General features: G+C 70.2%; 13 protein-coding genes and 1 pseudogene. All 14 read left to right on the top strand.

Annotated features, from left to right (window positions below):
* The first annotated feature begins 160 nt into the window (after nt 1–160).
* Complete coding sequence (locus AB0I51_RS40045) at nt 161–2,872, top strand: PAS domain S-box protein (protein WP_362983313.1); 2,712 nt, start codon at nt 161–163, stop codon at nt 2,870–2,872.
* A gap of 464 nt (nt 2,873–3,336) precedes the next feature.
* Nucleotides 3,337–4,008 (top strand): response regulator transcription factor, encoded by a 672-nt coding sequence (locus AB0I51_RS40040; protein WP_362983312.1) that lies wholly within the window; start codon nt 3,337–3,339, stop codon nt 4,006–4,008.
* An 86-nt stretch (nt 4,009–4,094) separates the two neighbouring features.
* On the top strand, nt 4,095–6,137 hold the full coding sequence (uvrC, locus tag AB0I51_RS40035; protein WP_362983311.1) for an excinuclease ABC subunit UvrC: 2,043 nt from the start codon (nt 4,095–4,097) through the stop codon (nt 6,135–6,137).
* Nucleotides 6,134–7,141 (top strand): RNase adapter RapZ, encoded by a 1,008-nt coding sequence (gene rapZ, locus AB0I51_RS40030; RefSeq protein ID WP_362983310.1) that lies wholly within the window; start codon nt 6,134–6,136, stop codon nt 7,139–7,141. The genes uvrC and rapZ overlap by 4 nt, the downstream gene beginning before the upstream one ends.
* A complete protein-coding gene (gene yvcK / locus AB0I51_RS40025) occupies nt 7,138–8,205 on the top strand; it encodes a uridine diphosphate-N-acetylglucosamine-binding protein YvcK (RefSeq protein ID WP_362983309.1) in 1,068 nt (355 codons plus the stop codon). Before rapZ ends, yvcK begins: the two co-directional genes overlap by 4 nt.
* Nucleotides 8,196–9,185 (top strand): DNA-binding protein WhiA, encoded by a 990-nt coding sequence (gene whiA, locus AB0I51_RS40020; RefSeq protein ID WP_019067568.1) that lies wholly within the window; start codon nt 8,196–8,198, stop codon nt 9,183–9,185. Before yvcK ends, whiA begins: the two co-directional genes overlap by 10 nt.
* A 261-nt stretch (nt 9,186–9,446) precedes the next feature.
* Nucleotides 9,447–12,404, top strand: a complete 2,958-nt coding sequence (locus tag AB0I51_RS40015) for a M14 family zinc carboxypeptidase (RefSeq protein ID WP_362983308.1) — start codon at nt 9,447–9,449, stop codon at nt 12,402–12,404.
* A 189-nt stretch (nt 12,405–12,593) separates the two neighbouring features.
* Nucleotides 12,594–13,604 carry a type I glyceraldehyde-3-phosphate dehydrogenase gene (gene gap / locus AB0I51_RS40010; RefSeq protein WP_362983307.1) on the top strand — a complete coding sequence of 337 codons (1,011 nt, stop codon included), beginning with the start codon at nt 12,594–12,596 and terminating at the stop codon, nt 13,602–13,604.
* A gap of 167 nt (nt 13,605–13,771) precedes the next feature.
* A complete protein-coding gene (locus tag AB0I51_RS40005) occupies nt 13,772–14,983 on the top strand; it encodes a phosphoglycerate kinase (protein ID WP_362983306.1) in 1,212 nt (403 codons plus the stop codon).
* Between the two features lie 5 nt (nt 14,984–14,988).
* On the top strand, nt 14,989–15,765 hold the full coding sequence (gene tpiA / locus AB0I51_RS40000) for a triose-phosphate isomerase (protein ID WP_362983305.1): 777 nt from the start codon (nt 14,989–14,991) through the stop codon (nt 15,763–15,765).
* Between the two features lie 104 nt (nt 15,766–15,869).
* On the top strand, nt 15,870–16,103 hold the full coding sequence (gene secG, locus AB0I51_RS39995; RefSeq protein WP_078532404.1) for a preprotein translocase subunit SecG: 234 nt from the start codon (nt 15,870–15,872) through the stop codon (nt 16,101–16,103).
* 207 nt (nt 16,104–16,310) lie between these two features.
* Complete coding sequence (locus AB0I51_RS39990) at nt 16,311–16,646, top strand: RNA polymerase-binding protein RbpA (RefSeq protein ID WP_003957010.1); 336 nt, start codon at nt 16,311–16,313, stop codon at nt 16,644–16,646.
* A gap of 134 nt (nt 16,647–16,780) precedes the next feature.
* Nucleotides 16,781–18,049, top strand: a complete 1,269-nt coding sequence (locus AB0I51_RS39985; RefSeq protein ID WP_362983304.1) for an MFS transporter — start codon at nt 16,781–16,783, stop codon at nt 18,047–18,049.
* Nucleotides 18,050–18,103: 54 nt separating this feature from the next.
* Nucleotides 18,104–18,415, top strand: a pseudogene (locus AB0I51_RS39980) (glucose-6-phosphate isomerase); the annotation flags it as partial.

The following is an 18,415-nucleotide window of genomic DNA, read 5'->3' as shown; positions in this document are numbered from 1 at the left end:
ACGCGCGTGTGCCCGCCCCGAGCGCCACGCGCGCGTGCCCGACGTCGCGTTACCCGTCCTCTCCAAGACCCTGACGATCATGGCCGGTTCGGGGCAGGCTGAGCACGTGACCGACCACCACCCGCACTCCCCACCCACCGGCCGCTGCTGAGAACCCGCCATGCGCCGCCCCCGGCCCACCGCCGCCCTCCGCATCCCCTTCCTCGCCCGGCTGCGCGTCGGGCGCAAGCTGATGCTCCTGGTGCTGCTCCCGGTGACCGGCATGATGGCGTTCACCGCCTTCGGCGCCGTCTCGCAGTGGCACGACGCGCAGACCCTGCGGGACTTCCGAACGGCGACCGAGCTGTCGTTCCGGACCACCGCGCTGACCGACGCGCTCGCCAGGGAACGCATCGCCGCAGTGAAGGCCCGGCTGCGTCCCGGACCGGCGACCCTGAAGGAACGTGCCGGGGCGCAGCACGCCACCGACGGAGCCCTGCACGCGGCCCTCCTCGACACCGCCGACCGGACCGGACCGCTCGACGTGCCGGGCCGGCTCGACGCCCGCAGCCGTCAACTGCGCGCCCTGCGGCTGCAGACCGGGACCGGCTCCCTCACCGCGCCCCAACTCGCCGGCCAGTACGACACGATCGAGAACGATCTCCTGGAGCTGGCCGCCACCCTGGAGTCCGGTCGCCCGACCCGCACATCGGGCCAGGCCGCCGACGCCCACATCGCGCTCCTGAACGCCATCGAGGCCGCCGAACGCGAACGCACCGAGCTGGCCGTCCTGTTCGCCGCCCCCGACGCCCCGCACCCCACCGCCACGGACCGCTGGTCCGCCCTGGAGAAGTCGCTCCTGGACGACTTCGGCCAGACCGCGCCCGCCGGCCTCAAGGGCAGGCTGTACGTCGTCCTCCTCCAGCACCCCGGCCTCGTCGTCCGCAAGATCCGAGAGACGCTCGCCGACCCGCACGCCAAACGGAACGCCTGGCCCACGTACGACAGTTGGCTGACCGCCTCCACCCGACTCATCGAGGCACTGCGCGTCATCCAGCACCGGGCCGCCGCGGAACTGGGCCGTGACGCCACGCGCGACCTGGACACCGCACGCGCGCGTGAGATCCGCGACCTCAGCGTGTCGCTGACCGTCCTGGTTGGCGTCACCGTCCTCGCGCTGGCCCTGCGGCTGTCGATCACCCGCCCGCTCAGCGAGGTCTCCGCGGGCGCCCGGGCGCTCTCCGAGGGTGATCTGTCGTACGACATCCGGTACGCCGGCCGGGACGAACTCGGCGCCGTCGCCGACACGTTCCGCGAACTGCGGGTCACCACCGGACGCCTCGCCGCCGAGATCAACGCCATGAGCGCGGCGATCGACGACAACCGGCTCGGCCACCGCGCGGACGTCGTCGCCTTCCAGGGGGCCTGGGCGCAGCTGCTGGGCGGCATGAACGGCACCATGGCGTCCTTCGCGGCCGCCCACGGGCGACGCGACGAGGCCGAGCAGGAACTGGCGAGCATCTTCCATCTCTCCCTCGACCTGTTGTGCATCGCGGGACTCGACGGCTACTTCAAGCGCGTGAACCCCGCCTTCGAGCGGACCCTCGGCCACTCCGCCGAGGCGCTGCTCGGCAGACCGTGGCTGGAGTTCGTGCACCCAAAGGACCGGGCACGCACGCGTGCCGCCCTCGACCGGCTGGCGAGCGGCGTCGCACTGGACGAGTTCGAGAACCGCTTCCTCCGGGACGACGGAACCGAACGCTGGCTCCAGTGGAGCGCCCGCCCGGTCACCCGAGAGGGCCTGATCTACGCCGCCGCGCGCGATGTCACCGAGAGCCGCCGCGCCGCCCGCGAACAGACCGCGCTGCGCCGGGTCGCCACCCTCGTCGCGCGCGGGGTGCCACCGCACGAGGTGTTCTCCGAAGTCGCCGACCAGGTCGGCAAGGTCCTGAGCAGCGGCTCGGCCGCCGTTCTGCGCTACGGCGCCGACGGGACGGCCACCGTCCTCGGTTCAGCCCACGGGCCCACTGCCGAGAGCGACACGGCCGCGACGGCGGCTGCGGAGGAGGTGGCACTCACCGCCCGCCCCGCGCGCGTGGGCTGCTCGGTGGGCGCCCCCATCGTGGTGGACGACCGGCTGTGGGGTGCCGTCGTCGCGACCGCCACCGGGCCCGAACCACTGCCCCCGGGCACCGAGTCCCGGCTCGCCGACTTCACCGAACTCGTCGCCACCGCCCTCGCCAACGCCGACAGCCGCGACCAGCTCACGGCGTCACGCGCGCGCGTGGTGGCCGCCGGGGACGCCTCCAGGCGCCGTATCGAACGCGATCTGCACGACGGTGTCCAACAGCGGATCGTCTCGCTCCAACTCGACCTCAGAACGGCCCAGTCGATGCTGGACGAGCAGCCGGAGGAACTCGCCGAGCAACTCGACCACATGGCCAAGGGCCTGGACGACGCCTTCACCGACCTGCTGCAGGTCGCGCGCGGCATCCACCCCGCGATCCTCTCCAAGGGCGGTCTGGGCCCCGCCCTGCGCGCGCTCGGCCGCCGCTCGGCCGTCCCGGTGGAACTCGACCTGCGGCTGCCTCCGGGCCGCCTCCCGGAACAGACGGAGGTCGCCGTCTACTACGTGACCTCCGAGTGCCTCACCAACGCGGCCAAGCACGCGCGCGCGAGCTTCGTGCAGGTTACGGCGCGGGCCGGGGACGACGTCCTGGAGGTGACGATCGCCGACGACGGAGTGGGCGGCGCCGACCTCGGGCACGGCTCCGGGCTCATCGGACTCGTCGACCGGGTCGAGGCGATCGGCGGCAAGCTGCGCGTCGACAGCCCACCGGGGGAGGGCACGACACTCACCGTACGGCTGCCGCTGCCCCGGACGGAGTCGTGACCGCCCGAGGCGTACGCGATGGGGGTCCAGGCCGGGGGAGCGTGGACTCGGTGACGTTGCGTACGCCTCGGGCGGTCCTCTTGGACGGAGAGGCGACCGTCCGGCTTCAGGCGTGCCGCGAGGGACTCGCGCGCAGCTGCTCGGCGCGCACTGTGTCCGGGTCCCGGGGGTCCAGTAAGTCCTTCGGGGACCGGGTGTCGTCCGCGTACCGGCGGACACGGACCGACCGTCGTCGTCGCTCCGTCCGTGTCCGCCGCATCTCCCGCAGCCCTTCCGACCCGAGGCCCGTTGCCCCTCACCCGGGGCGGGCGGTCCGCTTGCGTCGGCACTGCTACGAGAATCGTCCGGACCCGGCCCCTTGTCGTCATGGTCCCCCCAATTCCCTTACCCGCTAGCCGTACCCGAACGGGTCCGGCAGGCTGTGCCCGGCGCACGGCACCGGTCGGGCAAGGGGAGCCGAGACGATGGACGCATCGCAGCAGACCGCGCGGGGACGGATCGTTCTCGCGGACGACGACGTCCTCCTCAGAGAGGGCCTGGCGAGCCTGTGCGAACGCGTGGGCTACGAGGTGGCGGGCCAGGCGGGCGACGCCGTACAGCTCCTGGAACTGGTCGACACCGAGCGGCCCGACCTCGCGATCGTCGACATCAGGATGCCCCCGGACCACTCCACCGAGGGTCTGAAGGCGGCCCGTACGATCCGGGAGCGCCACCCGGGCACCGGCATCCTCGTCCTCTCGGCGTACGTCGAGGTGGAAGAGGCCCTGGAACTGCTGGCCGGCGGGCACAGGATCGGGTATCTCCTCAAGAGCCGCGTCACGGTCGTCGACGACTTCATCGAGGCCCTCGACCGCATCCACAAGGGCGGCTCGGTCGTCGACCCCTCCCTGGTGCACGAACTGTTCTCGGCGCAGCGCCGCGACGACCCGCTGTCCGTCCTCAGCACCCGTGAGCGCGAGGTCCTGGCACTGATGGCGGAGGGCCGCTCCAACGCGGGCATCGGCCGCAGGCTGTGGGTCACCGAGGGCACGGTCGAGAAGCACGTCCGCAGCATCCTGGGCAAACTCCGCCTTCCGGAGGCCGCCGACGACCACCGCCGGGTCCTGGCGGTTCTCACCTTTCTGGAGTCGCGGTAGGAGTTCCGTCCGGAGTCCCGCCGGGCGTGCCCGTCGTTGTCCACAGCCCCGCCGCGCTGTCACTCCGCGCCAGTAGGGTGTGAAACATGGCCGATCCCTCCAGCTACCGCCCCAGGCCGGGAGAGATCCCGGACTCGCCCGGGGTCTACAAGTTCCGCGACGAGCACCGCCGGGTGATCTACGTCGGAAAGGCGAAGAGCCTGCGCCAGCGCCTGGCGAACTACTTCCAGGACCTGGCCGGACTCCACCCGCGCACGCGCACGATGGTCACCACGGCCGCGTCGGTGGAGTGGACGGTCGTGTCCACGGAGGTCGAGGCACTTCAGCTGGAGTACTCCTGGATCAAGGAGTTCGACCCCCGGTTCAACGTCAAGTACCGCGACGACAAGAGCTACCCGTACCTCGCGGTGACGATGAACGAGGAGTACCCGCGTGTGCAGGTGATGCGCGGTCACAAGAAGAAGGGCGTCCGCTACTTCGGGCCGTACGGACACGCGTGGGCGATCCGCGACACCGTGGACCTGCTGCTGCGCGTGTTCCCCGTCCGCACCTGCTCGGCCGGCGTCTTCAAGAACGCCGCCCGCACCGGCCGCCCCTGCCTGCTCGGCTACATCGGCAAGTGCTCCGCGCCCTGCGTCGGCCGTGTCTCCGAGGAAGAACACCGCGAACTGGCCGAGGAGTTCAGTGACTTCATGGCCGGCCGCACCGGCACGTACATCCGCCGCCTGGAGCAGCGGATGACGGAGGCCGCCGAGGAGATGGAGTACGAGCGGGCGGCCCGCCTGCGCGACGACATCGAGGCTCTGCGCAAGGCCATGGAGAAGAGCGCGGTCGTCCTCGCCGACGCGACCGACGCCGACCTGATCGCGGTCGCCGAGGACGAACTGGAGGCGGCCGTCCAGATCTTCCACGTCCGCGGCGGACGCGTGCGCGGTCAGCGCGGCTGGGTCACCGACAAGGTCGAGGACGTCACCACCGCGGCCCTCGTCGAGCACGCCCTGCAGCAGCTCTACGGCGAGGAGACCGGGGACTCCGTCCCCAAGGAGGTCCTCGTCCCGGCCCTGCCCGACCCGGTGGAGCCCGTCCAGCAGTGGCTCACCGACCGGCGCGGTGCGAACGTGTCGCTGCGCATCCCGCAGCGCGGCGACAAGAAGTCCCTCATGGAGACCGTCGCGCGCAACGCGCAGCAGTCCCTCGTCCTCCACAAGACCAAGCGCGCCTCCGACCTCACCACCCGCTCGCGCGCCCTGGAGGAGATCTCCGAGGCCCTCGACCTGGACAGCGCCCCCCTCAGGATCGAGTGCTACGACATCTCGCACCTCCAGGGCGACGACGTCGTGGCGTCGATGGTCGTCTTCGAGGACGGGCTGTCGCGCAAGAGCGAGTACCGCCGTTTCCAGATCAAGGGCTTCGAGGGTCAGGACGACGTCCGTTCCATGCACGAGGTGATCACCCGCCGCTTCCGGCGCTATCTCGCCGAGAAGGAGAAGACGGGGGAGTGGGCGGACGGCGACGAGCTCAAGGACGAGGAGGGCCGTCCCAAACGGTTCGCCTATCCGCCGCAGCTCGTGGTGGTCGACGGCGGACAGCCCCAGGTCGCCGCCGCCAAGAAGGCCCTCGACGAGCTGGGCATCGACGACATCGCCGTGTGCGGTCTCGCCAAGCGTCTGGAGGAGGTCTGGCTGCCCGACGAGGACGACCCGGTGGTGCTGCCCCGCACCAGCGAGGGTCTCTACCTTCTCCAGCGCGTCCGCGACGAGGCGCACCGCTTCGCGATCACCTACCAGCGTGCCAAGCGCGCCAAGCGGTTCCGGGCGAGCCCCCTGGACGACGTGCCCGGACTCGGCGAGACCCGCAAGCAGGCGCTGATCAAGCACTTCGGTTCGGTGAAGAAGCTGCGATCCGCGACAATCGATCAGATCTGCGAGGTTCCGGGCATAGGTCGCAAGACCGCCGAGACGATCGCGGTGGCCCTCGCCCAGGCGGCCCCGGCCGCACCCGCCGTGAACACGGCGACTGGAGAGATCATGGATGACATGGAAGACGGGACACCCGTGACGACGGCGGGTGCACCGGGGGAGCCCGTACCCGCGGGCGCCCCGGACGAGCGACGGGGGCAGGAGACATGACCGAGCAGGACAAGCAGCCCACAGCGGGCCGAGATCGGACGCACAAGGAAACGAGCGAGGATCAGGCCTCGCAGCAGGCGGTCCAGGACGACGGAGCACAGGTGAGTACGGACAGCACGACAGCCGGCGGGGTGCCCGAGGCGGCCATCCCCGAGCTGGTGATCATCTCCGGCATGTCCGGGGCCGGGCGGTCCACGGCCGCCAAGTGTCTGGAGGACCTCGGCTGGTTCGTCGTCGACAACCTCCCGCCCGCCCTGATCCCCACCATGGTGGAGCTCGGCGCCCGCTCCCAGGGCAACGTGGCGCGGATCGCGGTCGTCGTCGACGTACGCGGACGGCGCTTCTTCGACAACCTCCGTGAGTCCCTCGCCGACCTGGAGTCCAAGAACGTCACCCGGCGGATCGTCTTCCTGGAGTCCTCCGACGACGCCCTGGTGCGCCGCTTCGAGTCCGTGCGCCGCCCCCACCCCCTCCAGGGCGACGGCCGCATCGTCGACGGCATCGACGCCGAACGCGAGCTGCTGCGCGAACTGCGCGGCGACGCCGACCTCGTCATCGACACCTCCAGCCTCAACGTCCACGAACTGCGCGCCAAGATGGACGCCCAGTTCGCCGGCGAGGAGGAGCCCGAACTGCGGGCCACCGTCATGTCCTTCGGCTTCAAGTACGGCCTCCCGGTCGACGCCGACCTCGTCGCCGACATGCGCTTCCTGCCCAACCCGCACTGGATCCCGGAGCTGCGTCCCTTCAACGGCCTCAACGAGGAGGTCTCGGCGTACGTCTTCAACCAGCCCGGCGCCAAGGAGTTCCTCGACCGGTACGCCGAGCTGCTGCGCCTCATCGCGGCCGGCTACCGCCGTGAGGGCAAGCGGTACGTGACGATCGCGATCGGCTGCACCGGCGGCAAGCACCGCTCGGTCGCCACGGCGGAGAAGCTCGCCGCGCGGCTCGTGGCCGAAGGCGTGGAGACGGTGGTCGTACACCGGGACATGGGACGGGAATGACGGGACGCAGCCCACGGCTCGGCCGGCTGCGCCGAGCGGTGCCCGAGGGACGTACGACCAGGCCCGTGGAGGCCCGTGGCGGCAAGCCCCGCCGGCGCGGCACCCAGCCCAAGGTGGTCGCCCTCGGCGGCGGCATGGGCCTGTCCGCCTCGCTCACCGCACTGCGCCGCATCACCGGCGACCTCACCGCCGTCGTCACCGTGGCCGACGACGGCGGCTCCAGCGGACGCCTGCGCGACGAACTGGGCGTCCTGCCCCCGGGCGACCTGCGCAAGGCGCTGGCCGCGCTGTGCGGCGACGACGACTGGGGCCAGACCTGGGCCCGGGTCATCCAGCACCGATTCCAGTCCAAGGGCGACCTGCACGAGCACGCGGTCGGCAATCTGCTGATCGTCGCCCTGTGGGAGCAGCTAGGGGACCATGTCCAGGCTCTCGACCTGGTCGGCAAGCTGCTCGGCGCGCACGGGCGCGTGCTGCCCATGTCCGCCGTACCGCTGGAGCTGCAGGCCCTGGTCAAGGGGCACGATCCGGAGCGGCCCGACGACGTCGACACCGTGCGGGGCCAGGCGACCGTGGCGCTCACACCCGGCGAGGTGCAGTCCGTGCACGTGGTGCCGCACGACCCGCCGGCCGTGCCCGAGGCCGTCGCCGCCGTGCTCGACGCGGACTGGGTGGTGCTCGGTCCCGGTTCCTGGTTCTCGTCGGTCATCCCGCATCTGCTGGTGCCGGAACTGCTCGACGCGCTCACCGAGACGAAGGCGCGCCGGGTACTCTCCCTGAACCTCGCTCCGCAGCCCGGAGAAACCGATGGCTTCTCCCCGCAGCGTCATTTGGAGGTTTTGGGACGACACGCCCCTAAACTCGCCCTGGACGTGGTGCTGGCCGACGAGGCCGCCGTGCCCGATCGCGCGTTGCTCACCGAGGCCGCCAAGCGGCTCGGCGCCGCGGTCGAGCTGGCGCCGGTGGCCCGGCCGGACGGAACTCCAAGGCACGACCCGGAGCTGTTGGCCGCCGCGTACGACCGTATTTTTCGGATGCATGGAAGGATCGGCCCATGGCGATGACGGCAGCGGTGAAGGATGAGATCTCCCGGCTCCCCGTCACCCGGACCTGCTGCAGGAAGGCGGAGGTCTCCGCCATTCTGCGGTTCGCCGGAGGCCTCCACCTGGTGAGCGGGCGCATCGTGATCGAGGCGGAGCTGGACACCGCGATGGCGGCGCGCCGGCTCAAGCGGGACATCCTGGAGATCTTCGGCCACAGCTCCGAACTGATCGTGATGGCGCCCGGCGGACTGCGCCGCGGCTCCCGTTACGTCGTCCGGGTGGTCGCGGGCGGCGATCAGCTGGCCCGGCAGACGGGGCTCGTGGACGGCCGTGGACGCCCCATCCGGGGCCTGCCGCCTCAGGTGGTCTCCGGGGCCACCTGTGACGCCGAGGCGGCCTGGAGAGGCGCGTTCCTGGCCCACGGCTCGCTGACCGAGCCCGGCCGCTCCTCCTCCCTGGAGGTGACCTGCCCGGGTCCTGAGGCCGCGCTCGCGCTGGTCGGCGCCGCCCGCCGGCTCTCGATCGCGGCGAAGGCCCGTGAGGTGCGCGGGGTCGACCGGGTGGTCGTCCGTGACGGCGACGCGATCGGCGCGCTGCTCACCCGGCTCGGCGCGCACGAGTCGGTGCTGGCCTGGGAGGAGCGCCGGATGCGCCGCGAGGTGCGCGCCACGGCGAACCGTCTCGCCAACTTCGACGACGCCAACCTGCGCCGCTCGGCCCGCGCGGCCGTCGCCGCCGGCGCCCGTGTGCAGCGCGCGCTGGAGATCCTCGCCGACGAGGTCCCCGAGCACCTCGCCGCGGCCGGTCGGCTGCGCATGGACCACAAGCAGGCCTCCCTGGAGGAGCTGGGCGCCCTCGCCGACCCGCCGCTCACCAAGGACGCGGTGGCGGGCCGTATCCGCCGCCTGCTGGCGATGGCCGACAAGCGGGCCCAGGACCTCGGTATCCCGGGCACGGAGTCCAGCATCACCGAGGAGATGGCCGACAACATGGTCGGCTGACGAGCGGTCGGAGCGGGTCGGGGACGTATGGAGTCGAGGAAGCGTGACACTCCCGAGAGGGGTGTCACGCTTCCTCGGATAGATGCCCCTGCCTCGCACCGCTCGCCGACGGCGCGGCGCCGGTTCAACACGCCGGTGCGGACGCCTCCTTGGACCCCACCCGGCGTTTGACCGTCCCGATGCGCGCCCTTGACTCGATCATGAAGTGTCATGAGCCTGGCAACTGTTCGCTGCTGTGGCGGACAGTCGCAAGGGGGGTTCATGAGACACAGAGCGAGATCGATCCTCGCTGTCGGCGCGCTCCTGATGGCCGGGGCGAGCATCGCACCCGTCGCCCAGGCGCAGGGCGGGAGTTCCGCGAAGGCCGACCCCGACGAGGTCAAGGTCTTCCACGCCGACGTCACCCAGAAGCAGATACCCCTGCTTCTGAAGGCCGGACAGGACGCGCACGAACTCGGCGACAACCAGTTCTCGGCCGCCGGCAAGACCTCCGTGGAGGTCTATCTGACCGACCAGCAGGCCCAGAAGCTGGAGAAGCAGGGCGTCGACCTCACCGAGCACACCCTCTCGGCGAAGGCCGAGACGCGCGTCGAGAACGCGGCGCAGGGCGTGTTCCGGCCGTACGGCGGAAGCGGCGGCCTGAAGGAGGAGATCGTCAGGACCGGGCAGGCCAACCCCGGTCTCACCAAGGTCGAGTCCATCGGCAAGACGATCAACGGCCAGGACATCCTCGCGCTCAAACTGACCAAGAACGCGAAGAAGACCAAGGACGGCTCCAAGCCCTCGGTGCTGTACGTGTCCAACCAGCACGCGCGCGAGTGGATCACACCGGAAATGACCCGCCGGCTGATGCACTACTACCTGGACAACTACAAGACCGACAAGCGCATCAAGAAGATCGTCGACTCCACGGAACTGTGGTTCGTGCTCTCCGCCAACCCGGACGGCTACGACTACACCTTCAAGAACTCCGACACCCGCCTGTGGCGCAAGAACCTGCGGGACGTCAACGGCGACGGCACCATCTCCACCGGCGACGGCGTCGACCTCAACCGCAACTTCGCCTACAAGTGGGGCTACGACGACGAGGGTTCGTCCCCGAACCCGACGAGCGAGACCTACCGCGGCACGGCCCCCGCCTCCGAGCCCGAGACGCAGGCGCTCGACAACTTCGAGAAGCGGATCGGCTTCACCTACGGCATCAACTACCACTCCGCCGCCGAACTCCTCCTCTACGGGGTCGGCTGGCAGGTCGCGACGCCGACCCCGGACGACGTGCTCTACAAGGCACTCGCGGGCACGCCCGACAACCCGGCGATCCCCGGCTACCACTCGCAGGTCTCCTCGGAGCTGTACACGACCAACGGCGAGGCGGACGGCCACGCGTCGAACGTCAACGGCATGTCGATGTTCACCCCGGAGATGTCGACCTGCCAGACCGCGTCGAACATCGACTCCAACGACGCCTGGAACGCGGCCGACTGCCAGTCCGTCTTCAACTTCCCCGACGACGAGAAGCTGATCCAGGACGAGTTCGCGAAGAACATCCCCTTCGCGCTCTCCGTCGCCGAGACGGCCGTCCACCCCGACCAGCCGAAGTCGTCCGTCGGCCTCAGCGCCGCCGACTTCACCCCGGCCAGCTTCGCGACGTCGTACTCGCGCGGCGCCGACCAGGAGGTCTCCGTCGTCGTACGGAAGTCCGTGCGCGACAAGGAGCTCAAGTACCGCGTCAACGGCGGCCGTACGCAGGACATGGCGCTCAAGGCGTGGAAGGGCGGCCAGACCTACGGCGGGGACGACAACCTGTACTTCGACGAGTACCGGGCCAAGGTCAAGGACGGCGACCCGGGCGACAAGGTCGAGGTGTGGTTCACCGGCAGGACGAAGGCCGGGAAGCCCACCTCCAGCGCCCACTTCACGTACACGGTCGCCCAACGGCCGGCCGCCGACACCCTGGTGGTCGCCGAGGAGGGCGCTGCCGCCACCCAGGCGCAGGCATACGTGGACGCGCTGAAGGCGAACGGCCGCAAGGCGATCGTCTGGGACGTCGCCACCCAGGGCGCGCCCGACGCGCTCGGTGTGCTCGACCACTTCAAGACGGTCGTCCACTACTCGGGGCCGGCCGGACCGGGCAACGACACCCAGCTCCAGCTGCGCGCCTTCCTCAACGAGGGCGGCAAGCTGATCGAGGCCGGTGAACAGGCCGGTGGTTTCGTCGCCCTGGCCGACGGCACCCCCTCGAACGACTTCAGCCAGTACTACCTGGGCGCCTACTCGCGTACGTCCACCCCCGGGGCCACCGGCTTCACCGGCTCCGGCAAGCTCGACGGTTTCACCGGACCGCTCAGCGGCGCGCCCGGCAACCCGCTGGACCGGGCGGGCACCTACAGCGTCACCTCCGACTCGCTGTCGCCCACCACGTACCCGCAGTTCGCGAGCGCGGGGGCGGGCAAGTTCGCCGGAACCGTCAACCCGTACGGGCCCTACGCGGGCTCCTACATGGCCGCCGCCGTCCACACCGACGACGCCTACAAGCGCCTCACCCGCACCATCGACCTCACCGGGGTGAGCGCGGCCGACAAGCCCACGCTCCGCACCGAGCTGCTGTGGGACACCGAGCCCGGCTACGACCACGCCGTGGTCGAGATCCACACCACCGGGGCCGACGACTGGACCACGCTCCCGGAGGTGGGCGGCGCCACCAGCACCGCCGTACCGACGGAGTGCGAGGCCGGATTCCTGGTCGCCGAGCACCCCTGGCTCAAGCACTACCTCACGGTCGCGAGCAGCGGCTGCACCGCGACCGGCACCACCGGCTCGTGGAACAGCCTCACCGGCGCCTCCAACGGCTGGCAGCAGGTCGGCTTCGACCTGAGCGCCTACGCGGGCAAGTCCGTGGACGTCTCGATCAGTTACATCACCGACCCGGGCACCGGCGGCCACGGCGTCCTCGCCGACGACACCTCGCTCGTCGTGGGCGGCACGGCGACCCAGACCGAGGGCTTCGAGACCTCCCTCGGTGCCTGGACCGTCACGGGTCCGCCCGCAGGCAGCCCCGCGGTCCTGAACGACTGGACCCGCACCGGAGCCCTCTTCCAGACGTACGGCGCGGTCACCACCGACCGGACCGTACTGCTGGGCTTCGGTCTGGAGCAGGTCACCTCGACCGCCGACCGCGCGGCCCTGCTCAAGAAGGCACTGGCGGCTCTGAAGAGCTGACTCGGTGTGACGATGTCATGAACATCCAGGGCGGTCCGTACCCCTACTGGCGGGTACGGACCGCCCTGCGGTGTATGGGGCATCTCGATGTCACCACGGAGGGCTCAGGGAGGTAGGGTCGTAGGCGGTCGGGGACATCCCATACAACTCGCCGGCACTGAGCCGGCGTACCAACGAGGAGATCGGTTCGTGACGATCCGCGTAGGCATCAACGGCTTTGGCCGCATCGGTCGTAACTACTTCCGCGCGCTGCTGGAGCAGGGTGCTGACATCGAGATCGTGGCTGTCAACGACCTGGGTGACACCGCGACCACCGCTCACCTTCTGAAGTACGACACCATCCTGGGCCGACTCAAGGCCGAGGTGTCGCACACCGCCGACACGATCACCGTCGACGGACACACCATCAAGGTGCTGTCCGAGCGCAACCCCGCGGACATCCCGTGGGGCGATCTGGGCGTCGACATCGTCATCGAGTCGACCGGCATCTTCACGAAGAAGGCCGACGCCGAGAAGCACATCGCCGGCGGCGCCAAGAAGGTCCTCATCTCGGCTCCGGCCAAGGACGAGGACATCACGATCGTGATGGGCGTCAACCAGGACAAGTACGACGCGGCCCAGCACCACGTCATCTCGAACGCCTCCTGCACCACCAACTGCGTGGCGCCGATGGCCAAGGTTCTCGACGAGAACTTCGGCATCGTCAAGGGCCTGATGACGACGGTCCACGCGTACACCAACGACCAGCGCATCCTGGACTTCCCGCACAAGGACCTGCGCCGCGCCCGCGCCGCCGCCGAGAACATCATCCCGACGACGACCGGTGCCGCCAAGGCGACCGCCCTGGTCCTCCCGCAGCTCAAGGGCAAGCTCGACGGCATCGCGATGCGCGTCCCGGTCCCGACCGGCTCGGCCACCGACCTGGTCGTGACCCTCCAGCGCGAGGTCACCAAGGACGAGGTCAACGCCGCGTTCAAGAAGGCCTCCGAGGACGGCCCCCTCAAGGGCTACCTGGCGTACACCGAGGACGAGATCGTCTCCTCGGACATCGTCAGCGACCCGGCGTCCTGCACCTTCGACTCCTCCCTGACCATGGTCCAGGAGGGCACCACGGTGAAGATCCTCGGCTGGTACGACAACGAGTGGGGCTACTCGAACCGCCTCGTCGACCTCACGGTCTTCGTCGGCGGCCAGCTCTAGTTCCCGGACCAGGCAACTCGATGTGAGCCAGGGCTCGGGCAGCGCACGCCGCGCTGTCCGAGCCCTGTACTGCGTAGAGATCGATCGGCTACTGCGTAGTGATCGATCAGCCCTCTCGGATCCGAAGAGCCTGAAGAGCCTGAGAGCCTTCCCTAGGAGCCCTTTTCATGAAGACGATCGACGAACTTCTCGCCGAAGGTGTGGACGGCAAGCGGGTCTTCGTCCGCGCCGACCTCAACGTCCCGCTGGCCGACGGCCTCATCACCGACGACGGCCGCATCCGCGCCGTACTGCCCACCGTCAAGGCCCTCGTCGAGGCGGGCGCCAAGGTGATCGTGGCCTCGCACCTGGGCCGCCCCAAGGGCGCCCCGGACCCGGCCTTCTCCCTGCTCCAGCCCGCCGAGCGACTCGCCGAACTCCTCGGCGCGCCCGTCGCGTTCGCCCAGGACACCGTCGGCCCCGCCGCCCACGACGCGGTGCGCGGCCTCGAACCCGGCCAGGTCGCGGTCATCGAGAACCTGCGCTTCAACGCGGGTGAGACCTCCAAGGACGACACCGAGCGCGGCGAGTTCGCCGACCGGCTCGCCGCCCTGGCCGACATCTACGTGGGCGACGGTTTCGGCGCCGTGCACCGCAAGCACGCCTCCGTGTACGACCTCCCGGCCCGGCTGCCGCACTACGCCGGCTACCTCATCGCCACCGAGGTCGGCGTCCTGAAGAAGCTCACCGAGGACGTCAAGCGGCCCTACGTGGTCGCCCTCGGCGGCTCCAAGGTCTCCGACAAGCTCGCCGTCATCGACCAGCTCCTCGGAAAGGCCGACCGGCTGCTCATCGGCGGCGGCATGGCCTTCACCTTCCTCAAGGCCAAGGGCTACGAGATCGGCGCCTCCCTGGTCCAGGACGACCAGCTGCCCGCCGTCACCGAGTACGTCGAGCGCGCCGAGAAGAACGGCGTCGAACTGGTCGTCCCCGTGGACGTCGTGGCCGCCACTGCCTTCCCGGACCTGAAGACGAAGGCCCCGTCCAACCCCGTCACCGTCGCCGCGGACGCCATCCCGGCCGACCACATGGGCCTCGACATCGGTCCCGAGACCGGTGCGCTGTACGCCTCGAAGCTCGCCGACGCGGCCACCATCTTCTGGAACGGCCCGATGGGCGTCTTCGAGCACCCCGACTACGCCGAGGGCACCAAGGCGGTCGCCCAGGCCCTCGTCGACTCCCAGGCCTTCACCGTCGTCGGCGGTGGCGACTCCGCCGCCGCCGTCCGCATCCTGGGCTTCGACGAGACGGCATTCGGACACATCTCGACCGGCGGCGGCGCCTCCCTCGAATACCTCGAGGGCAAGACGCTCCCCGGCCTCGCCGCACTGGAGGACTGACCTACATGAGCACGCGCACGCCGCTGATGGCGGGCAACTGGAAGATGAACCTCAACCACCTCGAGGCCATCGCTCACGTCCAGAAGCTCGCCTTCGCCCTCGCGGACAAGGACTACGAGGCCGTCGAGGTCGCCGTCCTGCCGCCCTTCACCGACCTGCGCTCCGTGCAGACCCTGGTCGACGGCGACAAGCTCAAGATCAAGTACGGCGCCCAGGACATTTCGGCGCACGACTCCGGCGCCTACACCGGCGAGATCTCCGGAGCGATGCTGGCCAAGCTGAAGTGCACGTACGTGGCCGTCGGCCACTCCGAGCGCCGCCAGTACCACGCCGAGACCGACGAGATCGTGAACACCAAGGTCAAGGCCGCCTACAAGCACGGCCTCACCCCGATCCTGTGCGTCGGCGAGGAACTGGAGATCCGCGAGGCGGGCAACCACGTCGCCCACACGCTCTCCCAGGTCGAGGGCGGCCTCAAGGACGTCCCGGCCGAGCAGGCCGAGTCCGTGGTCATCGCCTACGAGCCCGTCTGGGCCATCGGCACCGGCAAGGTCTGCGGCGCCGACGACGCACAGGAGGTCTGCCAGGCCATCCGCGGCAAGCTCGCCGAGCTGTACACCCAGGAGCTGGCCGACCAGGTCCGCATCCAGTACGGCGGCTCCGTCAAGTCCGGCAACGTCGCCGAGATCATGGCCAAGCCCGACGTCGACGGCGCCCTGGTCGGCGGTGCCTCGCTGGACGCCGACGAGTTCGTCAAGATCGTGCGCTTCCGCGATCAGTGAGACCGTGAGTAGGCCGTAGCGGCGATCCGTCGTACCCTTGCGGGGACATGGCTCCACAGCCATGTCCCCGTCGTCCGTCCGTATCCGAGGAAGTTGGTCCAGCCGTGGTTTTGGGGTTCTCGATCGCCCTGATCGTCTTCAGCCTGCTGCTGATGCTGCTGGTGCTGATGCACAAGGGGAAGGGCGGCGGTCTCTCCGACATGTTCGGTGGCGGCATGGCGTCGTCCGTCGGTGGCTCTTCGGTCGCCGAGCGCAACCTCGACCGCATCACCGTGGTGCTCGGTCTGCTCTGGTTCGCCTGCATCGTCGTGCTCGGCCTGCTGATGAAGACGAACTGACCGCACGTTCCTTCGCACATTCCGTACGTAAGGCCCCATGTTCGGTACGCGCCGCTGAGCGCGGCCTATCATGGGGCTTGCGTCTAGGTGTAGGGGCTGTAACTCCAACCACTGGACGCGCGTTGGGCCTTACGTAGACTGAGGCGCTCGCAACGGAGCGAAAACGCCGACTCGCTTCGCGGCACCATCACGCAGGGAGTTACGACCGTGGCAAGTGGCAACGCGATCCGTGGAAGCCGGGTCGGGGCGGGGCCGATGGGCGAGGCCGAGCGTGGCGAGTCCGCGCCCCGGCTGCGCATCTCCTTCTGGTGCTCCAACGGGCACGAGACGCAGCCCAGCTTCGCCAGCGACGCGCAGGTCCCCGACACCTGGGACTGCCCCCGCTGCGGCTTTCCCGCCGGACAGGACCGGGACAACCCGCCGGACCCGCCGCGCACCGAGCCCTACAAGACGCACCTCGCGTATGTACGGGAGCGGCGCAGCGACGCGGACGGCGAGGCGATCCTCGCCGAGGCACTCGCCAAACTGCGGGGAGAAATCTAGGAGTTGAACCGGCCGGACGCCCACAAGGTGTCTGGCCGGAGCTGTTTCGCCAGCCGGTGGCCGACCCCGCCTCCGGACCGGTTGTCAGTGGCACCCTCTACGGTTTGTGCATCGGCGAACCGTGAGGGGGAGTGGTGACGACGGTCGAGGTGACGGGCAGTCATGTGCCCACGTGGCACGGGGGATTCGGGCGGCTGTGGAGCGCCGCCGTGATCTCACGGTTCGGGGACGCACTGCGAGGTGCGGCCCTGCCCCTGCTCGCCGTCTCGCTCACCGACCGGCCCCTGCTCATCGCCTCCGTGACCGCCTGCGGCTATCTGCCCTGGATCGTCTTCGGGCTGCTCGGCGGCGCGGTCGCCGACCGGGTGGACCAGCGGCGCGCGATGTGGACGGTGGACGCGGTCCGCGCCCTTCTCGTCGCCGCCTTCGCCGCGGCCGTCGCCCTCGGCCATGCGTCGATCCTCCTGCTCATCGCGCTGGCCTTCGCACTGACCACGCTCCAGACCCTCTTCGACAACGCCTCCACGGCCCTGCTGCCGGCCCTCGTCGACCGCGCGGCGCTCAGCAGCGCCAACGCCCGGCTGATGACCGGCCAGCAGATCGCGGGCGGCCTGATCGGGGCACCCGTGGTGCCCCTGCTGATCGCCGCGGGGGCGGCGGTCCCCTTCGTGGCCGACGCGGGGACCTTCCTCCTCGCCGCCGCGCTGGTGGCCTCCCTGCGGGCCGGGGCACCCGAGCGGGCGCCCAGACCGGCCGGCGGCACACTGCGCGGGGAGATCGCCGACGGACTGCGCACCCTGTGGCACGACCGGCCCCTGCGCGGGCTGTGCGCCGCGACGGCCCTGTGCAACATCGGCATGGGCGCTCTGATCGCCACGTTGGTCATTCTGGTGACCGGCTGGCTGGACGCGGGCACCGCCGGATACGCGGTGGCGACCACCGCGTACTCCGTCGGCGGCCTGGCCGGGGGAGTCCTGAACCGGCGGATCACGGCCCGGCTCCGCCCACTGCGGAGCGTGCTGCTCGCGGGCCTCGTACAGATCGCCGCCCTCGTCGTCATGGGCAGTGTGCGGAGCCTGGCCGCCGTGGTGGCGGCCCTCGCGGCCTTCGGCTTCATGGGGATGCTGTGGAACGTCAACACGACCACGTTGATGCAGCAGCGGGCCCCCGCCGACATGCTGGGCCGGGTCAGCTCCGCCTTCCGCACCCTGGCCGTCGCCGGGGCCCCGCTGGGCGCCCTCCTCGGCGGTGCCGCCGCCACGGCCTGGGGCCTGAACACACCGGCCCTGCTCACCGCCGCCTTCTTCGTCCTGTCGGTCATCGCACTGATACCTGGGGTCAAGCCGGACGTACCTGTTGTTGCCCCGCAGGACGGCGCGACGACGGCTCGCGCCACGGGCTGATCAATTAGGTTGGAACCGGCCCCCAGGTCGGTAGGAAAGAAGGCTGAAGTCGCAATGAACGCAGACGGCCGTACCAGGCTCAACCAGACGCCCGAGTGGACCGCTCTGGCCAAGCACCGTGAGGAGCTCGGCGAGGTCCGGTTGCGGGAGCTGTTCGCCGCCGATCCCGGACGTGGCACCGGCTACACGCTCCGGGTCGGTGACCTGCACCTCGACTACTCGAAGCACCTCGTCACCGACGAGACCCTGCGGCTGCTGCACGCGCTGGCCGCCGCCACGGACGTGTTCGGCCTCCGGGACGCCATGTTCCGCGGCGAGAAGATCAACGTGACCGAGGACCGCGCGGTCCTGCACACCGCCCTGCGC

The sequence above is a fragment of the Streptomyces sp. NPDC050549 genome (genome assembly GCF_040655035.1).
GTDB lineage: Bacteria > Actinomycetota > Actinomycetes > Streptomycetales > Streptomycetaceae > Streptomyces.
Note: the sequence above shows the minus strand (reverse complement) of the source record. Positions and strands in the feature narration are given on the sequence as shown.